The sequence below is a fragment of the Maribellus sp. YY47 genome (genome assembly GCF_023111095.1).
Lineage (GTDB): Bacteria > Bacteroidota > Bacteroidia > Bacteroidales > Prolixibacteraceae > Draconibacterium.
This window is the reverse complement of the sequence record NZ_JALGYW010000003.1, coordinates 7446-33273: the sequence shown is the minus strand read 5'-3', so window position 1 is coordinate 33273 and position 25828 is coordinate 7446. Positions and strand designations below refer to the sequence as shown.

27 protein-coding genes and 1 tRNA gene are annotated in these 25828 nt (G+C 41.9%); 20 read left to right on the top strand and 8 right to left on the bottom strand.

What is annotated here, in order from left to right:
- Positions 1-6 precede the first annotated feature (6 nt).
- Positions 7-441 (bottom strand): conjugal transfer protein MobA, encoded by a 435-nt coding sequence (mobA, locus tag MR764_RS02975; protein ID WP_247977904.1) that lies wholly within the window; start codon positions 439-441, stop codon positions 7-9.
- Between the two features lie 724 nt (positions 442-1165).
- On the opposite strand from mobA, the gene MR764_RS02970 reads away from it, so the two are divergent.
- The 17 genes from MR764_RS02970 to MR764_RS02890 all read left to right on the top strand — a co-directional run bounded on the left by MR764_RS02970 (position 1166) and on the right by MR764_RS02890 (position 17133).
- A complete protein-coding gene (locus MR764_RS02970; protein ID WP_247977903.1) occupies positions 1166-1921 on the top strand; it encodes an AAA family ATPase in 756 nt (251 codons plus the stop codon).
- Positions 1922-1925: 4 nt separating this feature from the next.
- Positions 1926-2357 carry a DUF3408 domain-containing protein gene (locus tag MR764_RS02965; protein ID WP_247977902.1) on the top strand — a complete coding sequence of 144 codons (432 nt, stop codon included), beginning with the start codon at positions 1926-1928 and terminating at the stop codon, positions 2355-2357.
- On the top strand, positions 2354-2665 hold the full coding sequence (locus tag MR764_RS02960) for a DUF3408 domain-containing protein (protein WP_247977901.1): 312 nt from the start codon (positions 2354-2356) through the stop codon (positions 2663-2665). Before MR764_RS02965 ends, MR764_RS02960 begins: the two co-directional genes overlap by 4 nt.
- A gap of 32 nt (positions 2666-2697) precedes the next feature.
- On the top strand, positions 2698-3444 hold the full coding sequence (locus tag MR764_RS02955) for a hypothetical protein (RefSeq protein WP_247977900.1): 747 nt from the start codon (positions 2698-2700) through the stop codon (positions 3442-3444).
- A gap of 146 nt (positions 3445-3590) precedes the next feature.
- On the top strand, positions 3591-3893 hold the full coding sequence (locus MR764_RS02950) for a DUF4134 domain-containing protein (protein WP_247977899.1): 303 nt from the start codon (positions 3591-3593) through the stop codon (positions 3891-3893).
- Between the two features lie 20 nt (positions 3894-3913).
- Entirely contained in the window at positions 3914-4243 is a 330-nt protein-coding gene (locus MR764_RS02945) for a DUF4133 domain-containing protein (protein ID WP_247977898.1), read from the top strand.
- Complete coding sequence (locus tag MR764_RS02940) at positions 4240-6738, top strand: TraG family conjugative transposon ATPase (protein WP_247977897.1); 2499 nt, start codon at positions 4240-4242, stop codon at positions 6736-6738. Before MR764_RS02945 ends, MR764_RS02940 begins: the two co-directional genes overlap by 4 nt.
- Positions 6739-6748: 10 nt before the next feature.
- Complete coding sequence (locus MR764_RS02935; RefSeq protein WP_247977896.1) at positions 6749-7060, top strand: DUF3876 domain-containing protein; 312 nt, start codon at positions 6749-6751, stop codon at positions 7058-7060.
- A gap of 61 nt (positions 7061-7121) precedes the next feature.
- Positions 7122-7742 (top strand): DUF4141 domain-containing protein, encoded by a 621-nt coding sequence (locus MR764_RS02930; RefSeq protein WP_247977895.1) that lies wholly within the window; start codon positions 7122-7124, stop codon positions 7740-7742.
- 19 nt (positions 7743-7761) lie between these two features.
- Positions 7762-8748, top strand: a complete 987-nt coding sequence (gene traJ / locus MR764_RS02925) for a conjugative transposon protein TraJ (RefSeq protein WP_247977894.1) — start codon at positions 7762-7764, stop codon at positions 8746-8748.
- Between the two features lie 28 nt (positions 8749-8776).
- Complete coding sequence (gene traK / locus MR764_RS02920; RefSeq protein ID WP_247977893.1) at positions 8777-9400, top strand: conjugative transposon protein TraK; 624 nt, start codon at positions 8777-8779, stop codon at positions 9398-9400.
- 277 nt (positions 9401-9677) lie between these two features.
- On the top strand, positions 9678-11033 hold the full coding sequence (gene traM / locus MR764_RS02915) for a conjugative transposon protein TraM (RefSeq protein ID WP_247977892.1): 1356 nt from the start codon (positions 9678-9680) through the stop codon (positions 11031-11033).
- Between the two features lie 60 nt (positions 11034-11093).
- Complete coding sequence (gene traN / locus MR764_RS02910) at positions 11094-12014, top strand: conjugative transposon protein TraN (RefSeq protein WP_247977891.1); 921 nt, start codon at positions 11094-11096, stop codon at positions 12012-12014.
- Positions 12014-12598, top strand: coding sequence for a conjugal transfer protein TraO (locus MR764_RS02905; protein WP_247977890.1), 585 nt, complete (start codon positions 12014-12016; stop codon positions 12596-12598). The genes traN and MR764_RS02905 overlap by 1 nt, the downstream gene beginning before the upstream one ends.
- Positions 12599-12602: 4 nt before the next feature.
- Positions 12603-13064: a phage N-6-adenine-methyltransferase gene (locus MR764_RS02900; protein ID WP_247977889.1), complete on the top strand. Its 462-nt coding sequence runs from the start codon at positions 12603-12605 to the stop codon at positions 13062-13064.
- Between the two features lie 34 nt (positions 13065-13098).
- On the top strand, positions 13099-13506 hold the full coding sequence (locus MR764_RS02895; protein ID WP_247977888.1) for a DUF3872 domain-containing protein: 408 nt from the start codon (positions 13099-13101) through the stop codon (positions 13504-13506).
- A gap of 381 nt (positions 13507-13887) precedes the next feature.
- On the top strand, positions 13888-17133 hold the full coding sequence (locus MR764_RS02890) for a hypothetical protein (RefSeq protein WP_247977887.1): 3246 nt from the start codon (positions 13888-13890) through the stop codon (positions 17131-17133).
- Between the two features lie 66 nt (positions 17134-17199).
- On the opposite strand, the gene MR764_RS02885 is transcribed toward MR764_RS02890, so the two are convergent.
- The 4 genes from MR764_RS02885 to MR764_RS02870 all read right to left on the bottom strand — a co-directional run bounded on the left by MR764_RS02885 (position 17200) and on the right by MR764_RS02870 (position 19416).
- Positions 17200-17652, bottom strand: coding sequence for a JAB domain-containing protein (locus tag MR764_RS02885; protein WP_247977886.1), 453 nt, complete (start codon positions 17650-17652; stop codon positions 17200-17202).
- A 283-nt stretch (positions 17653-17935) separates the two neighbouring features.
- The gene (locus MR764_RS02880; protein WP_247977885.1) at positions 17936-18115 is read right to left on the bottom strand and encodes an NADH-quinone oxidoreductase subunit F; all 180 of its coding nucleotides are present in this window, start codon (positions 18113-18115) and stop codon (positions 17936-17938) included.
- A gap of 51 nt (positions 18116-18166) precedes the next feature.
- A complete protein-coding gene (locus MR764_RS02875) occupies positions 18167-19168 on the bottom strand; it encodes a hypothetical protein (protein WP_247977884.1) in 1002 nt (333 codons plus the stop codon).
- An 11-nt stretch (positions 19169-19179) separates the two neighbouring features.
- Positions 19180-19416, bottom strand: coding sequence for a hypothetical protein (locus MR764_RS02870; RefSeq protein ID WP_247977883.1), 237 nt, complete (start codon positions 19414-19416; stop codon positions 19180-19182).
- Between the two features lie 483 nt (positions 19417-19899).
- Between MR764_RS02870 and MR764_RS02865 the strand changes: the two genes are divergently transcribed.
- Positions 19900-20061, top strand: coding sequence for a hypothetical protein (locus MR764_RS02865; protein WP_247977882.1), 162 nt, complete (start codon positions 19900-19902; stop codon positions 20059-20061).
- A gap of 1547 nt (positions 20062-21608) precedes the next feature.
- Here the strand turns inward: MR764_RS02865 and MR764_RS02860 are convergent.
- Positions 21609-21680, bottom strand: a tRNA-Arg gene (locus MR764_RS02860).
- Between the two features lie 179 nt (positions 21681-21859).
- Here MR764_RS02860 and MR764_RS02855 point away from each other — a divergent pair.
- Together MR764_RS02855 and MR764_RS02850 are read left to right on the top strand one after the other, a co-directional pair.
- Entirely contained in the window at positions 21860-22642 is a 783-nt protein-coding gene (locus tag MR764_RS02855; RefSeq protein ID WP_247977881.1) for an HD domain-containing protein, read from the top strand.
- Positions 22643-22865: 223 nt separating this feature from the next.
- A complete protein-coding gene (locus tag MR764_RS02850) occupies positions 22866-23081 on the top strand; it encodes a (2Fe-2S)-binding protein (protein ID WP_247977880.1) in 216 nt (71 codons plus the stop codon).
- A 20-nt stretch (positions 23082-23101) separates the two neighbouring features.
- Here the strand turns inward: MR764_RS02850 and MR764_RS02845 are convergent, their stop codons facing one another.
- Together MR764_RS02845 and MR764_RS02840 are read right to left on the bottom strand one after the other, a co-directional pair.
- Positions 23102-24049, bottom strand: coding sequence for a type IX secretion system membrane protein PorP/SprF (locus tag MR764_RS02845; protein WP_247977879.1), 948 nt, complete (start codon positions 24047-24049; stop codon positions 23102-23104).
- A gap of 44 nt (positions 24050-24093) precedes the next feature.
- On the bottom strand, positions 24094-25828 hold a 1735-nt coding region (locus MR764_RS02840), incomplete at its 5' end, for a gliding motility-associated C-terminal domain-containing protein (protein WP_247977878.1).

The window sequence follows — 25828 nt, the reverse complement described above, 5'->3', positions numbered from 1 at the left end:
ACAAGGCTATTTCTGTAAATATCTTTCTTCAAATTCTTTCGACAGGGCGATAATTTGTTGCCCGGTTACAGCTAATTCGGTGGTCAGTTTTTCCAGTTTAAAGAGCAATGCCAGTGCTTTTTTATGCGAAAAATTGCTGTGCAGTTCTTTTACCACCTGGTTGTAATTGGTTCCTACTCCCCGAAACTGGGCATAAAAAGTGGTCAGCTTTGCCACGTATTCAAGTACCGCCCGGTCGGTTTTCACCACGCGGAACGGCTGGCCGAATACCCTCGCTTTGATAAAAACAGCTTTTGCTTTTACCCCCGATTGTTCAAATAATGTCAGAAAACGGGCATATTCACGGGCATTAAAGCGTACCATAACGCACTCTGTTACGGGGTCGCTTTTAGCAGGGCGTCCCCCTTTTCGCCTTCGGTGATTTGTATTTTTCTGTTTCATCTGTCGGATATTTCAGTGTTTCAAAGATCCGGTACCATAACACAGTCATTGTTACTGTCCTTATCAAAAAGCAGCGACTTCGGAGCCTGCTTTTCTCCCCTTGCGGGCAAGCGGTTTTGGGTTACGTGAAATGAAATGAGTAACTCAAAACACAGCTTGCTATTTGCCACATTGCAAATAAAATCTGTCCGCCATCCGGACAGATAAATTGACGGGCTGCAAAAATGATGGATAGCAGTCTGACCTGTTACCGGTATCGAACCGGAGGCAAAGTTAGCGGTCATTGTAACTGACTGTACAACATGTATCTACGCCAAAAGATGCCATTCCAATGCCACAAGATGCCACCTGCTGCAAGGCCCGTTTAATCAGAATTTTATTGGCTTTTATTTGCATGAGGTTTTTAAAATATGACTGATTATGCAACTGATTGATGGTAGGATAAAATGGCTGAAAGATATAATGAACAGAAAGCCGAATGAATGGCTTTCCAAAAGACCGGACATAACACTGTATAGCTGGATGATTGATAAAATAATCAGGTGTATGATTCGACATGTAGCCAGCCAGTCATTCAAGCATTCATACGTTAAAACGGCCAATCATTCAGGAACCCAAACAGCTACACGTACTAACGGATGTTTTTGTGGCCGGTTATCCACCCAATCAGTTGGCAAATCAGATGTATAATCAACTGTATGTATAACTTATTAAATGATTAAAAATGAAAAAGAAAAATTTATGCATTGCCTTCTCCACTCAAAAAGGAGGGGCCGGAAAAACAACCCTGACCGTACTGGCAGCTTCATACCTGCACTACGTGAAAGGTTACGATGTGGCAGTAGTGGATTGTGATTATCCGCAATACAGCATGGCTGAAATGCGCAAGCGCGATTTAAAAATGGCTACGGAGGATGATTACTACAAGTCACTGGCATATGAACAGTTCACACGGCTGCAAAAGAAAATGTACCCGGTGGTAAAGAGCCTTCCCGAAAAAGCCCCGGAAACTGCCGAAGCGTTAATGGCTAAAGGGAAATATGACATTATCTTTTTTGATTTACCGGGAACAGTCAATAAGGAAGGGGTAATTTATACCCTGTCTCTGATGGATTATATTTTTTCACCCATCAGCGCCGACAGGGTGGTACTTGAAAGCACCTTACGTTTTGCGTCCCGTCTGAATGACAACATCATCACCACCGGAAAATCCAGGGTTAAAGGCTTATATCTTATATGGAATTTAGTGGACGGACGGGAAAAAACGGAATTATACGAAGTCTATGAACAGGTTATTGCAGAACTTCACCTTCCCCTGCTGAAAACCTTTCTGCCTGACAGCAAACGTTTTCGCCGTGAGCTTCCCTCTTCTCATAAAGCCCTGTTCCGTTCGACCATGTTCCCGGCCGGTAAAGCATTGCTGAAAGGAAGCAACCTCGATACCCTTATTGAAGAAATTTTGGAAATCATCAAAATATAATGCAATGGCAAAAACAATCAAAAAAGAGGATATAAATGAAAAAGCAATTATCGCTTCTTTCCTGCAGGACGTACCGGTGGATCATGAATCACTGGTGAGGGAAAATAATGAAAGTCCCGGAGAGCCGCCTGCTCAGAAAACGGAACCACCTAAAGATGAAATCCGGCGCAGACGAAGCAAAGAACATGATTATGAGACGCTTTTTGTCAGAGAATCTTCAATTACTGCCCGAACAGGCAAAATGGTTTATATCCGCCGGGATTTTCATGATACGATTCAGACGATATGCCGTGTAATTGGAGACAACGCGGTATCGCTCTCCGGGTACATCGACAACATACTGGTCCATCACTTTGAAACTTTTGGCGGAGAGATAACCCGTTTGTATAACGAAAAACATAAAGGGATAAACATTATAAAAGACTTGGAAAAATGAAACTATTCAGTAAAAATCGAACTGCAGCAAAGCAACCATCAGACAAACGAAATGCAGAAAGTAACCCTCGCAACGAGATAAACTACGGGGCTTTCTTTTTCAAAGAAGCAGAAATCAAAACACGTAATGGGAAAGTGGTTTATATCCGCAAAGAGTATCATGACCGCATCCTGAAAATAGTCCGGGTAATCGGAGAAAACGAACTGTCGCTGTTCAGCTACCTGGACAATGTGCTGGAACATCACTTTGCCATGTTCCAGGAGGACATTACCAAACTGTACAAGAAAAAGAATACTGATATTTTTTGAAACCAGTGAAACGATTCAAATTTCAGCAGCAGATGATAACGATTACATCCAATACCGTGTTGGCACTGCTAGTTACTTTTGCCATACTTTATGCGCTCTGGACGATGTACTTCTTCATTTCGGAAAACCGGCGTTTTCGGAAAGAAAACAGCGAGGCAATGCTCCTGGAACAGGACCGAAAAAAGAACAAAGGTGACATTGTAGGTAAAAGCCAGTTTGTCCTCAAGGAACGCATCCCTGTGCCACAAACGGCCACAGAACCGGACAACGAAAAAGATAAGCGGAAAGAAAATATATTTGTCCCGTCAGATGTACCAAAAGAACATTCCCGGATAATTCCAGTGAGCGAACTGGATGAAGTTTTCGGCGAAGTTCCTCCCGGCGAAGCCAACCCGCCACTCGACATTGACTGCCCGATACCGGAAGAACCGGAAACGGGGGATGAAGAGGAAGAATACGAAGCCTTACAGGTTTCAGGCCGTTCACTGGCCGAGGGAATCAGTTTTGAACAAATGGGCGAAGCCTACCGCACCGTGGTACACAATCCGATTATCACAGAGGAGAAAAAAGAAGAAACAGGACGAGTTCTTCTGCACCTGAAACATACCGATATGTTTGAAGCAATGGTTTCAGGTGAACCCGAGAGGGAAGACAGGGTCGGCGGATTAATTAATTCGTACCTGAAAGCTTTCCATCAGCGGAAAGCCGGAGAGTCAGGAGAAAATAAGCCTTCTGCGACCTCTGTTCCCAAAGGGTTTGATGTCAGAAATTATGTATAACGCATTAAAAATGAACGAATGAAAAAACACGATTACGGATAGGAAGACTCATTTCATACGACCACTAAAATATCCAAAACAACAAATATTTTATTTACCCGGTGCGGGGCTTAAATAGTTCCCGCACCATAAACAAAGAAACCAATATGACAAAAAAGAAGATTTTGATGCAGGCAGCTTTCTTAATGGCTGCTATTTCAACCGCATTTGCACAGGGCGATGGCACCGCCGGGATTACAGAAGCTACCAATATGGTTACTTCGTATTTTGATCCCGGAACCAAACTGATTTATGCCATTGGCGCAGTGGTAGGACTTATCGGCGGAATCAAAGTTTACAACAAGTTCAGCTCGGGAGACCCGGACACCAGTAAAACTGCTGCAAGCTGGTTCGGGGCATGTATTTTTCTAATTGTTGCTGCTACCATTCTGCGTTCCTTCTTCCTTTAATTGATTTCCCGAAAATTTTTATGGAGTACAATATCAACAAAGGAATTGGCAAAAGCGTGGAATTTCGCGGTCTGAAATCGCAGTACCTGTTTATTTTCGCTGCCGGGCTGCTTGCCGTGTTCGTGGTGTTTATCATCCTGTACATGGCAGGGGTCAGCCAGTGGGTTTGCATCGCTTTCGGTGTAATTGCCGCTTCGGTGCTTGTCTGGCTGACTTTCAACCTGAACAACCGTTACGGGGAATCCGGACTGATGAAGCTCATGGCCAAAAAACAGCATCCCCGTTACCTGATTAACCGGAAAGTTCCCCGTAGCCTTTTCCAAAAAATAAGAAAGGAGAATGCAGCATGAGGAATACAATGAAAGCAACAACTATTGAAGGTAAATTCCCACTGTTGAGTGTGGAACATGATTGTATTATCAGTAAGGATGCTGATGTAACGGTAGTTTTCCGTGTAAGCCTGCCGGAACTGTTTACGGTAACTTCGCCCGAATACGAAGCCATTCATTCTGCCTGGGCCAAAGCGGTCAAAGTGCTTCCCGATTATAGTGTAGTACATAAACAGGATTGGTTTGTCCGGGAAACTTACCAACCTAAATCAGAAAACGGAGAAATGAGTTTCCTCTCCCGCAGTTACGAACGTCATTTTAATGAACGTCCGTACCTTAACCATGAATGCTTCCTTTTCCTGACCAAAACGACCAAAGAGCGGATGCGGATGCAAAGCAACTTTTCATCTCTCTGCCGGGGCAATATCATCCCCAAAGAGGTCAATAAAGAAAGCACAGTCAGGTTTCTGGAAGCTGTAGGACAGTTTGAGCGGATTATCAACGACAGCGGTTTTATTAGCTTTATCCGGCTTAAGACCGATGAAATTGTCGGAACACCGGAAAATGCCGGGTTAATAGAGAAATACTTTTCACTTTCACTCGATAACACGACCTGTCTGGAAGACATAGAACTGGGAGCGGACAGCCTGCGGATTGGCGATAAACACGTTTGTCTGCATACCTTGTCCGATGTGGAAGATTTACCCGGAAAGGTCGGGACGGACATGCGTTACGAAAAACTGTCCACCGACCGGAGCGACTGCCTTTTGTCGTTTGCCGCCCCCGTGGGATTGCTCTTGTCCTGTGACCATATATTTAACCAGTATTTGTTCTTGGATGACAGCGCAGAAAACCTGCGGAAGTTTGAAAAGAGTGCAAGAAATATGCAGTCGCTATCACGGTACAGCCGGGGCAATGCCATTAACAAGGAATGGATTGACCTTTACCTGAATGAAGCCCACTCTCACGGGCTGACTTCTATCCGGGCGCATTTTAACGTGATGGCGTGGAGTGAGGATGAGCAGGAACTAAAGCATATTCGTAACGAAGTTGGTTCGCAGTTGGCATTAATGGAGTGCAAGCCCCGTCACAATACCGTGGATGCAGCCACCCTTTACTGGGCGGCTATTCCGGGTAATACAGGCGATTTTCCTTCGGAAGAAAGCTTTTACACTTTTATCGAGCAGGCACTTTGCTTCTTTACTGAAGAAACCAATTACCGCTCGTCGCCATCGCCTTTTGGGATTAAGATGTGTGATCGCGTAAATGGGAAACCTATCCATCTGGATATTTCTGATTTACCGATGAAAAAAGGGATTATCACCAACCGGAATAAATTCGTACTGGGGCCAAGTGGAAGCGGAAAGTCGTTCTTTATGAACCATCTTGTGAGGCAGTATTATGAGCAGGGAACCCATGTTGTGCTTGTGGATACCGGTAATAGCTATCAGGGACTGTGCGAAATGATTCACCGGAAAACCAAGGGAGAGGACGGCGTTTATTTCACCTATACCGAAGAAAGCCCGATTTCATTCAATCCATTTTTCACCGACGATTATGTGTTCGACGTGGAAAAGAAAGACAGCATCAAAACTCTGCTGCTTACGCTGTGGAAAAGCGAAGATGATAAAGTGTCCAAAACCGAAAGCGGTGAGCTGGGTAGTGCGGTATCGGCTTATATCCGCCGCATTCAGGAAAACCAAGATATCACACCCTGCTTTAATACTTTCTATGAGTATATGCGCGATGACTACCGCCGTGAACTGGAAGAAAGGGAAATCAAGGTAGGCAGGGATGATTTTAATATCGACAATATGCTGACTACCCTGAGGCAATATTACCGGGGCGGAAGGTTTGATTTCCTGTTGAACTCGGATAAGAATATCGACCTGCTATCCAAACGCTTTATCGTATTTGAGATTGATGCCATTAAAGAAAACCGCGAGCTTTTTCCCGTGGTGACCATCATCATTATGGAGGCTTTTGTCAACAAAATGCGCCGTCTGAAAGGGGTCAGGAAACAATTGATAGTGGAAGAGGCATGGAAGGCAATTGCTTCGGCTAATATGGCTGAATACCTGCGATATATGTACAAAACCGTCCGTAAGTATTTTGGCGAAGCCATTGTCGTTACGCAGGAAGTAGACGACATTATTTCCAGCCCGGTGGTCAAGGAAAGTATTATCAATAATTCGGATTGCAAGATACTGCTCGACCAGCGCAAATACATGAACAAGTTCGACCAGATACAGGCTTTGCTGGGACTGACAGAAAAGGAAAAATCGCAGATTCTTTCCATTAACATGAGTAATGCACCAAGCCGTCGTTACAAAGAGGTCTGGATAGGATTGGGAGGTGTTCAAAGTGCGGTTTATGCCACAGAAGTGTCGGTTTCAGAATACCTGACCTACACTACCGAAGAATCGGAAAAAATGGAAGTGATGCAGCTCGCGGGAAAACTGAATGGCGACATTGAGCTGGCCATTAAACAACTTGCTGAAAGCAAACAGCAATAACACGCAACCCATGTATTCAGAAACTACCGGGAGCAATCCATTGGGAACAAAAACTGAATTTGCCCTGGAGGAACTAACCGGGCGATGGAAAAGCCGGGAAGGTGCGCCGGATATCCGGATATACAGAAACAGTGATAAGAAAAATGGCTGCTTCTTTATGGAGTTTGCCTTCAATGCCGGAGAAATGTTCCGGTGTCCTGTCAAAAAACATCAGGGTATCCGGTATGTCAACCTTTACGGAGTGATGAGCCTGTCCTACAATACCGACAATGACGTACTGCAACTTTCCGCTTACGGAAAATACTACAGGGTTGAGGATTAGAATCTTTGAGGAACTAATCCCGCCCTTCAACCCAAAGTATCAATCAATAAAAGCAAAAAATATGAAACGAATAGTTTTAATCGTGTGCATAGCCCTGATCAGCTTGTCTTTTCAGGCTAAAGCGCAATGGGCGGTGATTGACCCGTCCAATCTGGTACAAAATATTCAGCAGGTGGTAAAGTCTTCGTCCACTTTGACGAATATGGTAAAGAATGTACAGGAAACCGTGAAAATTTATGAGCAGGGTAAACAATATTACGATGCCCTAAAATCAGTAAACAACCTGATTAAAGATGCCCGCAAGGTGAAGCTTACCATTGAAATGATTAGCGAAATCAGCGATATCTATATCACGGGTTTTAATAAGATGGTTGCCGACCCCAATTTTACGGTGGACGAGCTGGCTGCTATCTCGGCTGGTTATGCCCGGTTAATGGAGGAAGGAGGTGCATTAATCACGGAACTGAAGAATATTGTCACCAGCAGTAACGGGCTTTCCATGTCGGATAAGGAGCGCATGGATATGATTGACCAGATTTATAACCGGATGCTGGGTTACCGCAACCTGACGAGGTATTATACGCAGAAAAGCATCTCCGTTTCGTTTATCCGGGGCAAAGCAAAAGCCGATACTGACAGGGTGTTGGCGCTTTATGGCAGCCCTTCGGATAGATACTGGTAACAGGTAAAATACGTAAACTATGGATTTTGAAAACCTGCACCAGGTTCTAAGGAACCTTTATGAAGATATGATACCTCTCTGCGGTGACATGATTGGCGTAGCGAAAGGACTGGCCGGATTGGGAGCTTTGTTTTATGTGGCATACCGGGTATGGCAGGCATTGGCAAGGGCTGAACCCATCGACGTGTTCCCATTGCTCCGTCCTTTTGCTATCGGTTTGTGCATCCTCTTTTTCCCTACTATTGTTTTGGGGACTATCAATGCAGTGATGAGCCCGATTGTCAGGGGGACGCATAGTATTTTAGAAACCCAGACCTTTGATATGGAAGCTTACCAGCTACAAAAAGAAGAACTGGAATACGAAGCACGTATGCGGGAAGGGAAAGCATGGCTGGTGGATGACGAAGCCTACGACCAGAAACTGAAAGACCTTGGAATCTGGGACACCCCTGAAATCATCGGGATGTGGAGCGAGAGGTTCTGGTACGACATTAAAATGTGGTTACGTCAGGTGGTAAGGGATTTACTGGAACTGCTGTTTAATGCAGCGGCATTGATAATTGACACTTTACGGACTTTTTTTTTGGTGGTGTTGTCCATTTTGGGGCCTGTTGCGTTTGCCTTTTCCGTTTACGACGGGTTTCAGGCAACGCTTACCCAGTGGCTTGCCCGCTACATCAGCGTTTACCTGTGGCTACCGGTTTCCGACCTTTTTTCAGCGGTACTGGCGCGAATTCAGGTACTAATGCTGGAAGCAGATATCAAACTGCTGGAAGACCCCAATTATATCCCTGACGGTTCAAACGGGATTTACATTGTATTTATGCTCATTGGTATCATTGGATACTTTACAGTTCCGACTGTGGCTAACTGGATTATCCAGTCGGGCGGCATGGGTAGCGCCAACCACGCCATTAATAAAACCGCAGGGAAAGCAGGAAGCTATGCCGCAGGTATGGCCGGTGGCGCTGCCGGGAATATAGGCGGCCGTCTCGTCGGGCGATAATCATAACACTCAAAAAAACAAAAGAATTATGGAGTTTAAAAGTTTGAAAAATATAGAGACATCATTCCGTCAAATCCGGTTTTTCGCACTGGTATTTCTTTGTCTCTGTGCCGGGATAACCGTTTATTCGGTATGGAATGCTTTCAGTTATGCGGAAGCGCAGCGACAGAAAATATATGTGCTTGACCAAGGGAAATCGCTTATGCTTGCGCTCTCCCAGGACATGGACCAGAACCGGCCGGTGGAGGCGCGTGACCATGTGACCCGCTTTCATGAGCTGTTCTTTACTCTTTCGCCCGACCGGGAAGCTATTGAAACCAATATCACCCGCGCACTGTTTCTTGCCGACAGGAGTGCCTATAACTATTATCAGGACATGCAGGAAAAAGGGTATTTCAACCGGGTGGTCGCGGGGAATATCCAGCAGGTAATACAGGTGGACAGCGTGTCGTGCAACTTCGTAAGTTATCCCTACACGGCTGTTACCTACGCCCGGCAAAGGATTATCCGGTCGAGCAATATAACCGAACGCTCGCTTGTTACCCGCTGCAACCTGATTAACTCGGTCAGGAGTGATAATAACCCTCACGGGTTTACCATTGAGAAATTCGAAATCCTTGAAAACAAAGACATCCGGGTTTTGGACCGGTAAAGTGTTATGGGAAAAAAACGGAAAAGAATCACTGTCATTGGAAAACAGTTGGAAAACCGTCTCCGGCTGTGGTGCGGGAGGATTCCTCCCGGTAAAAGGCTTACCGTAATACTTACCCTTCTTTTCCTTTTTGCAGGGCTATCGCTTTACATCACATTTTCGTCCCTGTTCAATTTCGGACATGATGAAAAAGAGAAGTTGAACTTCAAGCATATCGAAGGCCTGCAACTGGAATTAAGGGACAGACGGAACAAAGTGGATAGTTTAAAACCATCAAATGAAATTTATTATGAAAGAAAAAGAGAATAACAACGGGGAAAAGCTTGCGGCGAAAGAAAAAAAACAGCTCTCGCCCCAGCAGTTACAAAAAAGGAAGAAAATGGTGATTTTTCCCCTTTTCTTCCTGCTGTTTGCTGTCAGTATGTGGTTCATTTTTGCACCGTCAGGCGACAAAACGGAAGAGACCGGGGATGTTTTTAATACCAACCTTCCCACACCAAAGAAAAGCTGGATTATCACCGATAAGCGGGATGCCTACCGGCAGGAAGCAATGAGGGCAAAGGAACAGGAAAAGATGCGTTCCTTACAGGATTTTGCTTTTATGTTAGGCGATGAAACACCGGAAGAAAAGGTATCATCTGGAAAAATTGAAACTCCTGAAGCCCCTAAACTTACTGAAAACACTCCTGAATCTTCACGTATAAAAAACAGTTCGGAAACCAGCTGGACCAGCGCGTTCCGCTCATCAGCCAGTCAGTACCAGGACATCAACCGGCAATTGGGGAATTTCTATAAAGAGCCTGAACCCGAAGCAAATGGTCAGGAACAAGCGGCGCTGGAAGAACGCATCGGGGAACTGGAGCGACAGCTTCAGGAAAAAAACGAAGCAGAGCAGCAACTTGCCCTGGTAGAAAAATCCTATGAGATTGCTGCCAGGTACATGCCTGCGGATAAAGCCGCGACAGAAACGGTAGCTGCACCTGTACGAAATGCTTCGGAAACAGAAAAGGAAACTGCATCTATTCCGGTATCGCAGGTGTCCACCAAAGTGGTTTCGCTTCTCGCTGCTCCCGTACCTGATTCTGTATTTATGAGAGAATATGCAAAACCCCGCAACCTGGGTTTTCATACGGTTGCCGGGGAGGAGACAGAATCGACAAAGAACACTATTAGTGCCTGCGTTGATAAAACGGTTACCGTTACCAACGGGCAGGAAGTTCAGGTACGCATCCTGGAGCCAATACATGCCGGAAAAATACTGGTCCCGGAAAATACGCTTGTGTCCGGTTCTGCCCGGATTTCAGGAGAACGGATGAACATCTCGATAAGCAATATCCAGTTTGCCGGGAACATCATTCCGGTTAAAATGGAGGTTTTCGATATGGACGGTAATCCGGGAATTTCGGTGCCGGGTTCGGAAGAACTCAATGCCGTAAAAGAAGTCGCTGCCAACATGGGCACATCAATGGGGAGCAGTATTACCATTACCGACGATGCCGGTTCGCAACTGCTGGCAGATTTGGGACGAAGTGTCGTCCAGGGTGCATCGCAATACGCTGGTAAAAAGATGCGGGCAGTAAGGGTTACCCTTAAATCCGGGCACCGGGTATTACTGCTCCCATCCGTGCAGTAAACAAGATTTTTCACCACTAAAATATCCAAAACAAACAAGTTCAATTAAAACAATCAGAGTATGAAGAAAATTATTTTGATGCTTGCTTTTGCAGCAATGCTATTTGCGGTTAACGCACAGGAAAAACCCACAACCGGGGATTATTACAACGGACTGACACGTCCGCTGACTTTCGACCGGATGATTCCGCCTTATGCACTGGAAGTAACCTTTAACAAAACAGTACATATTATTTTCCCGTCGACTATCCGGTATGTGGATTTAGGTTCATCGGATTTACTGGCTGGCAAAGCCGACGGCGCAGAGAATGTACTGCGCGTAAAAGCTGCGGTTCGGGACTTTTCACAAGAAAGCAACCTTGCTGTGATTACCGAAGATGGGGCTTATTACACATTCAACGTAAAATATGCCGATGAGCCGGGGAAGTTGTCCGTAGAAATGGCCGATTTTATTCACGACGGTGAAGCAGTTAACCGACCCAATAACTCGCTGGATATTTACCTGAAGGAACTGGGGCAGGAATCGCCGTTGCTGGTCAGGCTGATTATGAAATCGGTTTACAAAAACGATAAACGGGAAATCAAACACATCGGTTCCAAACGTTTTGGGATACAATACACACTCAAAGGATTGTATGCCCACAATGGGTTATTATACTTCCATACACAACTGAAGAACGCTTCACATGTGCCTTTTTCAGTGGATTATATCACTTTTAAAATTGTGGATAAAAAGGTCGCCAAGCGCACCGCTATTCAGGAGCAGGTCATATATCCCCTCCGCGCTTACAACAATGTTCTGGAAGTTGGAGGTAAAACCACTGAACGCACGGTTTTTACGCTTCCAAAATTTACTATACCCGACGATAAACATCTGCTGGTGGAATTGCACGAAAAGCAGGGCGGTCGGCACCAGTCTTTTTTTGTGGAGAATGCAGATCTGGTTCGCGCCAAAGTAATTAACGAATTGAAAGTGAAATAATGAGAGCGGCAGTAATTTTTTTATCAGTGGCGTTGTGCTTTGTCCTGAGTGACAAGGCACACGCCCAGCGTGCCCTGCCTGGGATGCAGGGTTTGCAGATAACCGGTGGAATGGTTGACGGAATTTATTCAAAAGATAACAGCAATGAATCAGGTTATTATTTTGGTGCAGCTATAACGACTTATAGTAAAAACGCAAACAAATGGGTTTTTGGGGCGGAGTATCTAAGAATAAATTACTGTTTTGAAAACGGGCGTATCCCGGTGGAACAGTTTACAGGAGAAGGTGGGTTTTACTACAATTTTCTGTCAAGCCGGGGAAAAGCGGTTTTCTTCTTTATTGGTGCATCGGCACTGGCAGGATATGAAACCGTAAACCGGGGAGAAAAATTACTTAACGACGGGGCCATGTTGCAAAATGAGGACGGGTTTCTTTATGGAGGGGCAATTACGTTGGAAATGGAGAGCTACATAACCGACCGGATTGTGTTGCTTTTAACTGGCCGGGAGCGGATACTCCAGGGAACAACAACCGGGCATTTTCATACTCAGTTCGGGATAGGATTGAAATTCATAATCAATTAGCCTTATGAAAGAGAACGATGAATGGTACACACCAGCGGAGATTATTCGCTCGCTGGGTGATTTTGATTTGGACCCGGCTACCTCTGTGGAAGCTTACCGGATAAACCAATCAGCAAAGCATATTTATACTTTGGAAGAAGACGGGCTGAAACACCCTTGGAATGGCAGGGTATGGCTGAACCCTCCTTACTCCAATCCTCTGGCAAAAAGATTTCTTGAAAAGATGGCAGAGCATAACAATGGCATTGCATTAGTATTTTCCAAGATTGAGGCTAAATGGTTTCACGATGTGGTGCTTGGCCATGCAACGGCTGTAAAATTCCTGTATGAAAGAACCCGATTTTTTCGGCCTGACGGGACAAAGGGCATGCAGCCCCGGAACGGGTCGATGCTGGTGGCTTACGGTATCGAGAATGCTGTGATACTTATGAATAACACGCTGAAAGGCAAATTTGTATTCCTTTAAAAATATTCTAATGAGAAAATTAAAAAGAACACTTATGATAGTGACAGGACTGGCAGCAATGGCGCTGCTGGTCAGTGCCTGCGATGACATGCTGGAAGTATTTCAGGCGTATAGTTTTGATTTGGTTACCATGCCGGTACAGGAAAGCCTTCGGAAAGGCGAAACCGCTGAAATTCGCTGTACTTTATCCAGGGAAGGTGAATATAAAAATGCGGAGTTTTTTATCCGTATGTTCCAGCCCGACGGGGAAGGTGAATTAAAAATGGACGACGGTACGGTATTTCTGCCAAACGATTTGTACCCGCTCGAAAAAACAGAGTTTCGGTTGTATTATACCTCACACTGTTCCGACCAGCAAACAATAGATGTTTATATTCAGGACAATTTTGGTCAGGTGGTGCAGAAAACATTTAGTTTTCAGAATAAAAACACTGACGAATAGATTCTAAACAAATTAAAACGAAGAGGTGATTTGGGTTCCTGGTAATTCAATCATCTCTTTTTTGTTTCGGCAAGAAAGCGCTACTCTTTCAGGGCAGTTTTACATTTTTATGAGTGTGTAAAATATAGTTCACATTTTTCGCTGAAGAGGTAGTTCGTAGCTCACCGGTAAAACCTTTGAGGTTTCTATTAAACAAAGTGGTGAAAAACAGAAGATTTAATCGGTTTTATATTTAATTTTAAACACATAAAACCATAACTAATGGCTAAACAACCCAAAATATCGCGAAATAAGAAATAGAAAAACTTTATAATAAAAATTATATACCGTTTTATGAGAAGGCTTTTCAAAATAACCTAGCTATAGGCAATAATAAAACCCATGAATAACAAACAAGCTGAAATATATAAAGGACTAAAAACGATAGGAAATGAGATTGCTGCTTTCTACGCAACAGGAATAAGAGTTGCAGACTCAGAATATGAGGCTAAAGCATACTTGTTGGCACATATTGCCAGAGAAATTGAAGGTGGTTTAAGAGACGTACTAATATTAAAGAAAGAAGATATTCAAGTTTGTCCAACTTGTGCCAAACCGACAAGAAAAACAACTCATAAAGATACGATTACCGCAATAATAAAGGCGTTGGGTATTGAGAAAGAAGAGGAATTCATAAAAAAATGGTTTGATGTTGCTAACAAATTTCACAAATACGCTCATAGACACGGTGCATGGAGAGAACCAAAAGAAAAAGAAGCATTTACAAATCTGTGGAATGATTTTACGGTTATCTTAGAAAGACTTGTAGGTAACTATTATTCTATTAGTTCATTATTAGATATTTATCTTAACACTGATTTTCCGGAAAATAATACGACAAAAAAGGGAGTGTTAGGGACTTTAAATAATGTACTTACACTTGACGCGAGGTATGTATATTTTTTTAAAAATCTAACAAATAGAACATGGCTTAAACCATTATATGACGAAGGTTATTTCTCTGGTGATAAAAATCCATTGCCACAGGAATCTGAAGAAAATCCAGGATATTTTACAGTACCATATTGGACTATTTTTGAGTTTTTACTAAAGGTGGCAGAAGACAACTTAAAACAACCTGATAAAGAAACAACGCTTATTTTGCTTGATATAATAGATGACATAAATACATACTGCATTGGTGAAGAGCGAATAGTAAATTTCAGAACAGACCATTCATTGTGTCAACTAATAGGATTATTACCATCTGAAAATATCGACGAAAAACATTTTAATTTAATAAAAGAAGCATTGGTTTCAAGTTGGGGAAACTCATTAATCTCATCGGACCTAGATAAAATATTTATGGACCGTTTCATCAGAGAGAAACATACTATTTTTATTATGAGGCTCTTAGATATCATACTAAGTTATGTTGAAACTAATGGTTTTGGAAATGATAAAGTGGTTTCTTTAATGGACGAATATTGGTTTGGACAATTATTAGCTAATAGGAAGGACGATTTTTTAAGTATTTGCCCAACTGAAATATATGAGTTGGTTACTGAAAAAATTAAAGAAATAACAGCTAAATATGAATATGTTTTCGACAATATTTCAACTCCAACCATAGAAGAACATACACAAAATTTATTCCCCGAAAGATATACCTCACAGGTTACATTTTTACTACGTGATTGTTTACATAAAATTTCCAATGAAGAGATTCTTGAAAAAGTTAACAAACTCCTCGAGAGCAAAATACCAGTATTTAACCGTGTTGCTATTCATACTATAAATAATAGATATGATATACTAGGAGACTTATTTTGGAATTGGAAGCAAAATCCACTGATTGGTTCGTTTGAAGGGCAGTACAAACATGAATTGTATGAGCTGTTGAAAAATCATACAGATGAATTTAATGAAGACCAAATAGGAAAAATATTAAAGTGGATTGAGGAGAAAGAATATTATGTGTCGCCTAGAGCAGATGAAGAACTCTCTAAGAAAATTGTTGCTTATCAAAAGAAAGAGTGGTTGTCATCAATTCTGAGTAATAAAGACAAAAGAATTAAATCCCAATTTGAAGAATATCATTCAATTAATGATTCTGAACTAAGCCATCCTGGGTTCGATGTATGGCATGGTGAAGCTATAGTGGGATACGAATCACCGTTAACTCAAGAACAAATAGATGGTTTTTCACTAGCTGAAACAATAGGATATTTCGAAAAATACCGTAATGAACCAAAAAGTTTTAGTGGGCCTTCAATTGAAGGATTATCCGAAATAATCGTCTCTGATATTAGAAATAATCCTGAAAAATACTGTAGTGCTGAGCTTATTATAAAATCATCTTACCAATTCCAGTATTCATGGATGCGTGGTTTAAGAGAAGCTGAAGATGAAAAAGTTTTCGATTTAGAGTGTGTGTTACAGGTTACAGAAAACATTTTTAAAGAAGAAAGATTCTGGGAAATTAACAATACAACCGAGCACGAGAATTTCCCTAATCTTTACATAACAGAGTTTCTTAGATTAGTTGATTATAGTTTAAGTAAAGACCATAAATCATTAGGCGATAATAATCTTCAAAGGATAAAATCTCTTTTAATAATGATTCTGATAAAAGATGAGAAAATACCATTTGACTTTGATGAACTTTCAATGAAAGCACTAAATAACTCAAAAGGGGTATTGTACAATGCAATTTTTCAGTATTTATTAAAATTTAGTAGAGATAATGAGGATAAGGAAAAGTTACATAATGAATTAGAAGAAGTGGTTGGTGCTTTATTAACAAATAACGTTAGTGAAGATTTACTTTACTTTTCTTTTGGTCGTTTTCTACCATATATAAATATTGCACACCCAGATTGGGTGAATGCTAATGTCTCTATTTTTTTTAATAAAGACAATATCCCAAAATTTAATGCAACAGCATGTGGCTATTTCTTTTATAATCCACGCTTCTATTTGAACGAATTCAAACTTTTAAATGAAAAAGGTATATATGAAAAAGCTCTTGACTATGATTTTAGCCAAGAGGAAAGAGGTGCAATTAATAACTTAGTGCACCATGTAGTGGTTGCTTTGGTTGAAGACATTATTCCGATTGATGACATATTAGTTAATAAGCTAATTCAATCAAAAATTGAACAACATCAATCATCCCTAATTTATAAGTTTTGGAGTCCGAAGAGAACATTAATAGAAAAGGAAAAGCGAAAAGTTGTACCGCTATATATTAAAATAGTTACTACCGAATTAGAGAAAAATGAAACGGAGCGAAATGTCGCCTTACTTTCAGGCATATCCAAATGGTTTAATTCTATGGATAATATCGATGAAGAAGTTTATAAATTACAATTATTGATTTCAGATGTTTTAAATTCATCAGACAGGTACTCCTTTATTGAAAGTTTACAAAAGCATGTGGATGCTCAACCCGAAATGGTAGGCAATCTACTTGTTTCCCTTTTTGAAAATCATGTTGAATACGATATATCTCGCGGTACAATCACCAAACTCACTGAAAAGCTATACCAATTAGGATTCAAAGATATTGCAGATAAAATATGTTTATTACATGCTGAAAGAGGTATTGATATTTTAAAAGAATTATATAAAAGAAATCAAAATTAAAGCCTATAACAAAGAACTGAGCTTAAAAACAAGTAAAAATACATTATGTATTCGACCAAAAAAGGGCTATAAAAGCCCTTCATCGGCGAAGCTCATGTAACCTTCGCCGGTTATAATCAGGTGGTCTAAAAGTAACAGGCCAACGGCTTTGCAACCTTCTTTCAATTTTTGTGTAATTGCAATATCCGCCTGGCTGGGTTTCCTGCTGCCACTCGGATGATTGTGAGAAAGCATTACCGATGAGCAGTTCGCTTTTAAAGCTGTTTGCAGGATAATCCGTATATCAACCACAGTACCGTCGAGCCCGCCTTTGCTGATACAGCTTATTCCAATTACCCGGTTGGCACGGTTCAGGAACAATACGTTCACTTCCTCGTGGTGTTCCATACAACCTTTATGCGCCTCGGCAAATATCTGCGAAGCATCTTCTGAACATTTAACAACAAAACGTTCTGAAGCTTTTACGTTGTCTTTATACGACACTGTAATTTCCGGAATGGAGAAATAATTAACTTTCATAATGCAAAAATTTTAATGGTTCAACACTAATTTTTTGCTTTCACCACCACAGGTAATCAGAGACTTCGCGCAAGGTTTTTGCAAAGAATACTACCCGCAGGTGTGGAGATTGTTTGTAAAACCCACAGGGCATTGACCTTGCAGCTTGTCGGTGATTTACCTGTATCTTCGCCCGAAAATTAGAGGGGAGAAACCGTCATTAAAGGGCTTTTTGTTACTTTTTCTCCCGCTATGGTTATCGGCTCATGGAAAAAGTAACAGGCGGTAAATGCCGCCTGCCTCTTCATTTTATCTGTTTCATTTTCTCAAGTTGGGATAACATATGCCTGTAGTTTTCTCCAACCGTTTGTCCCGATGGCATTTTGTACGGACTATCCTTGCAAAGCTCACATTGCTCAATAGCCTTGTCTAAATCCGTTACCTCAATGCTTGCTCCTGTAATATCTCTTATTGTTTTTTTCATTTATGTATCCTTTGCGATTTAAACGAGAATTTTTCTTACTCATTAAATATTTTAATCCAGTCCGAAATAGCAGGCTAAACGCTGTTCTTTTGATTTGGGAAATATCCAGCCTGCTATTTTTTCTCCCTTAAAAGTCAATCGGTTGTTAAACCGTCCGCCCATCGCTTTGAGTTCGTCTTTGATTGGCTTGGTATTTCCGAAAACAGCGACCGCTTTGGCTGAATATTCCACCATAGTACAATTGGCTTTATCTTCCAACTTGGGGGTATCAGTCGGTGTTCCACCCGGCTTATTTATGCGAATGTTATCTTCATTCCCTGCGGTGTATGCGAATTCCTCAATCGTTTTGGAGCGGTCATATACAGGCACTTTTTCAATTATCCACCCGTGATATTTGCTTTCTCCCAGATAGTAACCTGCGCCCATGCTGTATTTTTCCCGGTGTTCGTAATCCTGATTGAATTCCGAGAGGTAAGCCGTTTCTTCAAAATTGGGGGCATGTTTGCGCATCTCCGAAAAGATGTCCCTTTTGTGTGTGGAAAACCCTAAAATGACGGTGCGCTGTGTGCTGCTTGCAAAGTAGTCGGTCATGCTGTCGCTTTCGTCCTGTTTCAACCGTGCCACAATAACTGCCTGTGCATCTTCCGGAAATATCTCAGTGAAACGTTTGCGACCGACTGCTTTTACTTCGTCAATCCTTATCCGCTCTTTTTCGGCTTCGTCCTCCTCTGTTTTGGCTTTCGCCTGTGCTTCCTGAAGGAGTATGGCCACCTCAAAAGCATCTATAAACTCCGGTTTTACATCATCGTAGTACCTGCCAATGCCGAATTTTTTGGATAACGGGTTTATTATGTCGGTCCTGTCCATAGCTTTGGTGTCGGTATTGATTAGATGATACATAAAACCCCGGTTGTTGATGTGTTCAACCTTATAAACCACATACCGGGATTCACTCATTGCATAACCATACCCGATAACAACCTGATTTTCTTTCACCACCTGTACTTCGGTATCGGTGGTAGCTTTTCCGAATAGTGAATAATACTTTGCCATTGTTTTTCCTTTTAAAAGATTAATGAAACCAGCAAAGCCAGAATGATTATGAGAACGATAAGAGAGACAAGGCAGGACGCCAGTTGTTTGATAACTGCCCAACCGAGGTATAAACTCAACAGCACCCAGATAAATTCAGTTCCCCAAACATAGAAACCCAATACTATCAGAGCGATTTTCACAACCAGTTTTATGTTGGTTGGAAGGTAGGTGGATCGTTGTTTCCTGTTTTTTACTGTGCTTCTCATAATTTCTGACTTTTTTTTTATGCCGTATCGGAGCCGGTGAGGAGTGACCGTGTTTCAGGGGCATGGGAAAGTAGTGTTTAGCCGATGTCAGATTTTTTGCGGGAAATACACTCGTCAGAAAAGAAAGAGGAAGATTTTTCGCAAAACCGTCAGGCTTGAATTTGCGTCGGCGTAAAGAACACGGAAATACTTTCGCTCCTGAACACGGTCGCTCAGGGGCACCAGATACACCGCTTAAGGGGAAGAAATTTCAGGAGAGAAGTACAGTAAAAACTAAACTGTAAATATCCGGCGATTTCACAATGTAATTGCAATTTGAAAAAATTGTTTTTGCGCCAAAAGCTGCCATTATCAAGACATAAAATGTCATCACATGATTGGCACACAAATCGTTAGTTGACGTGCCATATTTTTATGGGAAAGGCAAATGGACCATGAATAATAATGGACAAAAATTGATGACCGGATACCAGGAGAAACGCAATGGATTGTGAAGGCGGACATAAAATTTCACCTGAACGGGCAGTTAAACTTTTGAAGGAAGATGGGATTGATGTTACCATAGAACAGGCAGAAGTTATACTTGATTTCATGTACGGAATGGCAGAGATTGTTGTAGAACAATTTCTGGATACACCGGGATAATTTTTTAAATTTACAGGAACAAGAATAACAAGCCATGAGAATTGCCGATTTATATATTCGTGTCAGCACCGATGAACAAGCCGATAAAGGCTACTCCCAGCGTGACCAGGAAGAACGGCTGACCAAGTATTGCGAAATAAACAATATCGAAGTCCGCAAAGTCGTTTTTGAGGACCATTCAGCAAAAACATTCAAGCGTCCGGCCTGGACAAAGTTATTGGGTGAATTGCGAAAACGCCGTGGACAATCGGATTTAATTCTTTTTACGAAGTGGGATAGGTTTAGCAGAAATGCAGGCGATGCCTATCAAATGATCAGTACGCTGCGCAGTCTGGGTGTTGAACCGCAAGCAGTAGAACAGCCGTTGGACTTATCCATTCCGGAAAATAAAATGATGCTTGCTTTTTATTTGGCTGCTCCCGAAGTGGAGAATGACCGCAGGGCACTAAATGTGTTTCATGGAATGCGGCGTGCAAAAAAAGAAGGAAGATGGATGGGGACGGCTCCAATAGGGTATGCGAATAAAGTTTCTGAAACCGGGAAAAAGTATATAGCCCCGAAAGAGATTACCGGAAAAATCATGAAATGGGTATTTGAAGAACTAGCCCGTGGCCAGTTTAATACAGAACAGGTATGGAAAATGGCCAAAGCTAAAGGGGTGAAATGCAGTAAAAACGCATTCTGGTTGGCGATTAGAAACCCACTTTATTGTGGAAAGATATTTATTCCAAAATACAAGGATGAAGAAAGTTACTTTGTAACCGGTCAGCACGAGCCTTTAATTACCGAAACTTTGTTTTACAAGGTACAGGACGTACTTGACGGACGCAAAAAGGTTCAGCGGACAAAAATACTTGTCGATGATAATTTGCCATTAAGGGGTTTTCTCATCTGTCCACAGTGCGGACGGCTGTTATCGGGGAGTGCATCAAAAGGACGGACGAAATATTATCACTATTATCATTGTACGGGAGGTTGTGATTTCAGGCACAGTGCAACTGATCTAAACAAAAAAATTGTTGATAAAATAGGCGAATATGTACGCCCAATCCCTAAGTTGAAATTGTATAAAGAAGTTATCGTAAACCGTTATAACGAAAAAACGAAAGCACAAAAGGGAGATATCCAACAAATAAAGCTACAGTTACAGGAAGAAAATAAACGCCTTTCCAAAGCAAGGGAATTGCTTTTATGCGGCGATATTGAGGCCGAAGACTATCGCATAATGAAATCTGAAATTGAAACGCGAATTACCAGACTTGAAGCGAAATTAACTGGCTCCATAAGTGATTTTGAAAACATAGAACCCTTATGGGACAAGGCGATTAGCAGTATTTCCAACCTTGATTCATTATACGAGAATGGCAGCATTACCCAGAAAAGAAAAATCATTGGTTCGGTCTTCCCCGAAAAATTGACATTTGACGGTATTCAATTTCGAACCACAAGAATAAATGAAGCACTGAAGTATATTTTGCTGATAGACAATAAAATAGGAGGAAATAAAAACGGGACAAACTCATCAATTTTGAATTTGTCCCGTAACGTGATCCCCACGGGACTCGAACCCATATCGTCAGAACCGGAATCTGAAATTCTATCCATTGAACTAGGGGACCGATTCGTGGCGCAAAAATAACAAAATTCCCCAATGAAACAGAAAAATTATACGCGATAATATTCTTTTTGATCGATTGACGATTCCGGTCATTCTCTGTTAAATGTTGATAAAATATTGACCGGGTAGTAAAGGCCGAGAGGCGATATCATTACCTTTGCCCGTTCAAAAGTTGGATTTATGGAGAAGGGAACAGAGCTTGCACAAAGGAATTTTCAAGGTTATTTCGATTCATTTTCAGGATTATCGGAAGAGCAACGCAATAACTTTCAGATAAAATATGAGCATTCGTTGCGCGTGGCACGCTTGTGTGCTGAAATTGCGCAAAGTCTGGACATGACAGAGGAAGAACAACAGCGGGCTTTTTTGTGCGGAATTTTTCACGATGTAGGCAGATTCAAACAATTGGCTGAGTTTAATACCTTTAATGATAACCAATCGGTTGATCACGCTGATTATTCGTTACAAATTGTGAACGAAAACGGATGGCTGGACGGATGCCCGGAAGGGGAGAAGAGCCGAATTTTGCTGGCCATAGAATATCATAATAAAAGAGAACTGTCCAAAGAGTCGGCTGAAAAAGAACTTCTGTATGGCCGCATTCTTCGCGATGCCGATAAACTGGATATTCTTCAGGTTATTACCGATTATTACACCAATCCAAAAGCTGTTCCCAATCATACCCTCACGTGGGAAATGCCAAAAGGAGGACCGGTTTCGGCCGACGTTGCCCGACAGATTCTTTCCGGCAAACTCGTAGAAAAGGCCGATGTTGCTAACCAGATTGATATCAAAATTATGCAGCTTTCCTGGGTATTTGATATTAACTTTAAGGTTTCTTTTGAGCTCATGATGAAAAAGCGTTTTATGGAAAAAATATACAGTACGCTTCCCAAAAACGATACTGTAATTGAAGTTTACCGAAAGGTAAAAGTATTTGCTGAAAACAAAATATTAGGTTGAAGCAGAAAGCCACCTGAATAAAACAACCACGATAATGATTTAGTGGATATTACAGACGATGTAAAAGCCATGGTGCAAAAGGCGCCATGGTCGGACTGTGGGAAGTAATTTCTGTTATTAACCGAAATATGGGCTTAAGTACCAGGCTGAGTATTTTAATGTGTGAATTAGGTGCTCCCGAGACAAAACAAGTATTGTAGTAACATTTTAAGCACGACAGATAATGGCACGGAAACTGGTTTGCATTTGTAATTTGATTGAAGAGAGTGAAATAAAATCGGTATTAGCAAAGGGAGCTGAAACAACTTCACATATTCAGAAGTTTACTCGTGCCGGAACATCATGTGGGCGTTGTTTGCCCGAAATAGACGCTATTGTTGAAGAGCACCAAAAGAAAAAACCCAAGAACCAGCAAGGAAAGCTGGAACTCGGGCTCTAAAAAACACAACATTATTTCTTTTAGAAGTATCGTGGCGAAACCACTTCTTCTTTTTTGAATCTAAGTTCGTACGACACCATAATCTCGTGTGTTCCGTTGTTGTGGTGTCTGATGTTGTTCGTGGCAAAGTCGATGGCATAACCAACCCTCAACTTTTTATCGAATATCCACTGCGCAATAAAGCCGTAAGACGATCCTGTCCGGTACATGGCTCCCAGCCACAGTTTTTCTTTAATCAGGAAGTTTCCTGAGAAATCCAATTGAAGGGGAGCTCCGGTTTCAGAAGTAAACGAAGCTTTGGTGAACATGGTAGGTTTGAACTTAACGTTTTCACCCATATCGAAAACGGCACCGGCAATCACGAAATAGTGCCTTAATTCTCCTTCTACTGAAAAACTTTCCATGTCGTTTTCGAAGTCGGTGCTTACCAGTTTCGGAATGGATATACCAACATATGCCCTTTTGCTGTAAAGGAATGCTCCAATCCCGAAGTTGGGTTTAAAAGCATTTTTCACTTCGCCCACAAAATTTGGGTCATTCGGATTGATAATATCGTATTCCTGCAGGTTGTTCGAATAGTTGGTAAAACCTCCTTTTAATCCTAAACGCAGACTTGTTTTCTCACTAATCGGAAGAAGGTAAGAATAGTCGGCAAACATATAGAAGCGTTTTTCCAATCCTACTTTATCATTTATTACGTTCAATCCTAAGGCCACTCGTTCGTTTCTTAACGGTGCCTGAAGAGAGAAAGTATAAGTTTCAGGAGCTCCGTCCCAGCCTGTCCATTGGTGACGGCCGAGGGCCATAAATCCTACCGATTCCCATGTCCCTGCATAAGCAGGGTTTATGGTTTGCGTATTGAACATGTACTGGGTGAACATCGGGTCCTGCTGGGCGTTTGATGTAAACGCGGTAAACACAATTGCCAGGATCCCTAAAGCTTTGATAATATTTAATTTCGTTTTCATCGTTTTTTCCTTTTTTGAATTCAACATTAGATTAATCATTACCATTAATTATTTAGGAATATTGATCCTGTAATTGGGTCGTTCCCATCACCAAGGTATAGAATGTAGAAGTACGTTGCTGTTGGTAGCTTGTCTTTACCAACCTGAAGATCGTTTGTTGAAGTCCCATCCCACCATGCATCCTGGTCATTCCATTTCGCATAGTTTCCATAATTCGATTTACCGAATACTTTATTTCCCCAGCGGTTGAAGATCTCAATCTTCGCATCGGGATAGGTTTCCCCAAATATATCGTGGATCGTACCAAATTCATCTTTCATTACAATCTGGAAATAGTCGTTAAAGCCGTCCGTATTCGGAGAGAATCCATTTGGTATGAATATGATACTTGCAGCTATTGGTGGTTGCGGAGGTACCGGAGCATAATCATCTCTCCAGTCACGTACCCCAATAATACTGTCAGAATCCTGTAGCGGAGCATTTGAGCCAATGGCGTTTAGTCCATGCAACCATTCAGTGATGGTGTTGTAAGAATCGTATGCATCATCCAAACCGTCGCCGTCTATGTCAGTTCCTGCAAAATCAACGTCTGCAATTGTATCATGAGGTGTGAGATCCCAACCTTCAATGTAGTCTGCGATACCATCTCCATCAGAGTCATCATCCAGGTAGTCCGGTATTCCGTCCATATCCATGTCAACAGGAGTATAATAAACTCCCAAGTCATCGTATTGGTCATCCCAACCATCTTGGTTTGAGTCCGTTCCAAGTGGAGGATAATAATCATAACCTGCATCAACTCCACCATTTTCAGCGTATTGAATACCTTCTGCAGTAGTTTGTTGCCATTCGATATTATCCGGAATTCCGTCGTTATCTGAGTCGATATCTAATCTGTCAGGTATTCCGTCGCCATCCGAATCCAATGTTTCCTGATTCAACGCATTTTGATTTTCGTGAATGTCAAGGATACCGTCGTCATCGTCGTCAATGTCAGTTACATCCGGAATGCTGTCACAGTCAGTGTCAATTAGCACATTGATAGTAACAAGTGCTTCAGAGCAGTCGTTTGTATAAACGTTGTGACAGATAGTATAGGTAAACTCGATAATACTTTCAGTGATGGTTTCACTATAATAGGTGAGATCACCAGTGGTCATATCAAGTTGAACCCCTTGTGGAAGATTTTCAACAGAAAGATTAATGTTTCCATCGAGTAAATTATCATTGGCAAGAATATTCATACTGCCAGCAACCTCTCTTCCTTTGCAAACTACTATTTCCAGAACATCAGGCTTAGCTTCGATATTTACACAGTTGGCTGCACCAGATTCAACAGTTACAGTTGCGGTGCAAGAGGAAGTGTTGCCACAATTATCGACTACGGTCAAGATTACGTCATTTGGTCCCACGTTGTCGCAGGTGAAATCGTATTGGCTAACGTATATGGTGTCGATACCACAGTTGTCAGTAGAACCTCCGTTTATATATTCAGCCGTGATACTGGCCATACCATTTTCGTCTAACTGGATGGTGGTATCCTTGCAAACTACGATCGGATCTTCAGTGTCCTGGGTCCAGGTGTAAGTAATGCTAACCGGAGCAGCAGGATTATCGCAAGCATCGGTATAGTTCGCAGTCCATGTTTGAGAATAGCTGCAACCGATGTTGGTAGAACCTTCAGTTGTAACGTTCGGTTCGAATTCACCTTCGCAGTTGTCTGATCCTGTGAAAACAGGAGCTACTACTTCCGGATTACAACCCAGTTCTGCGCTTTCA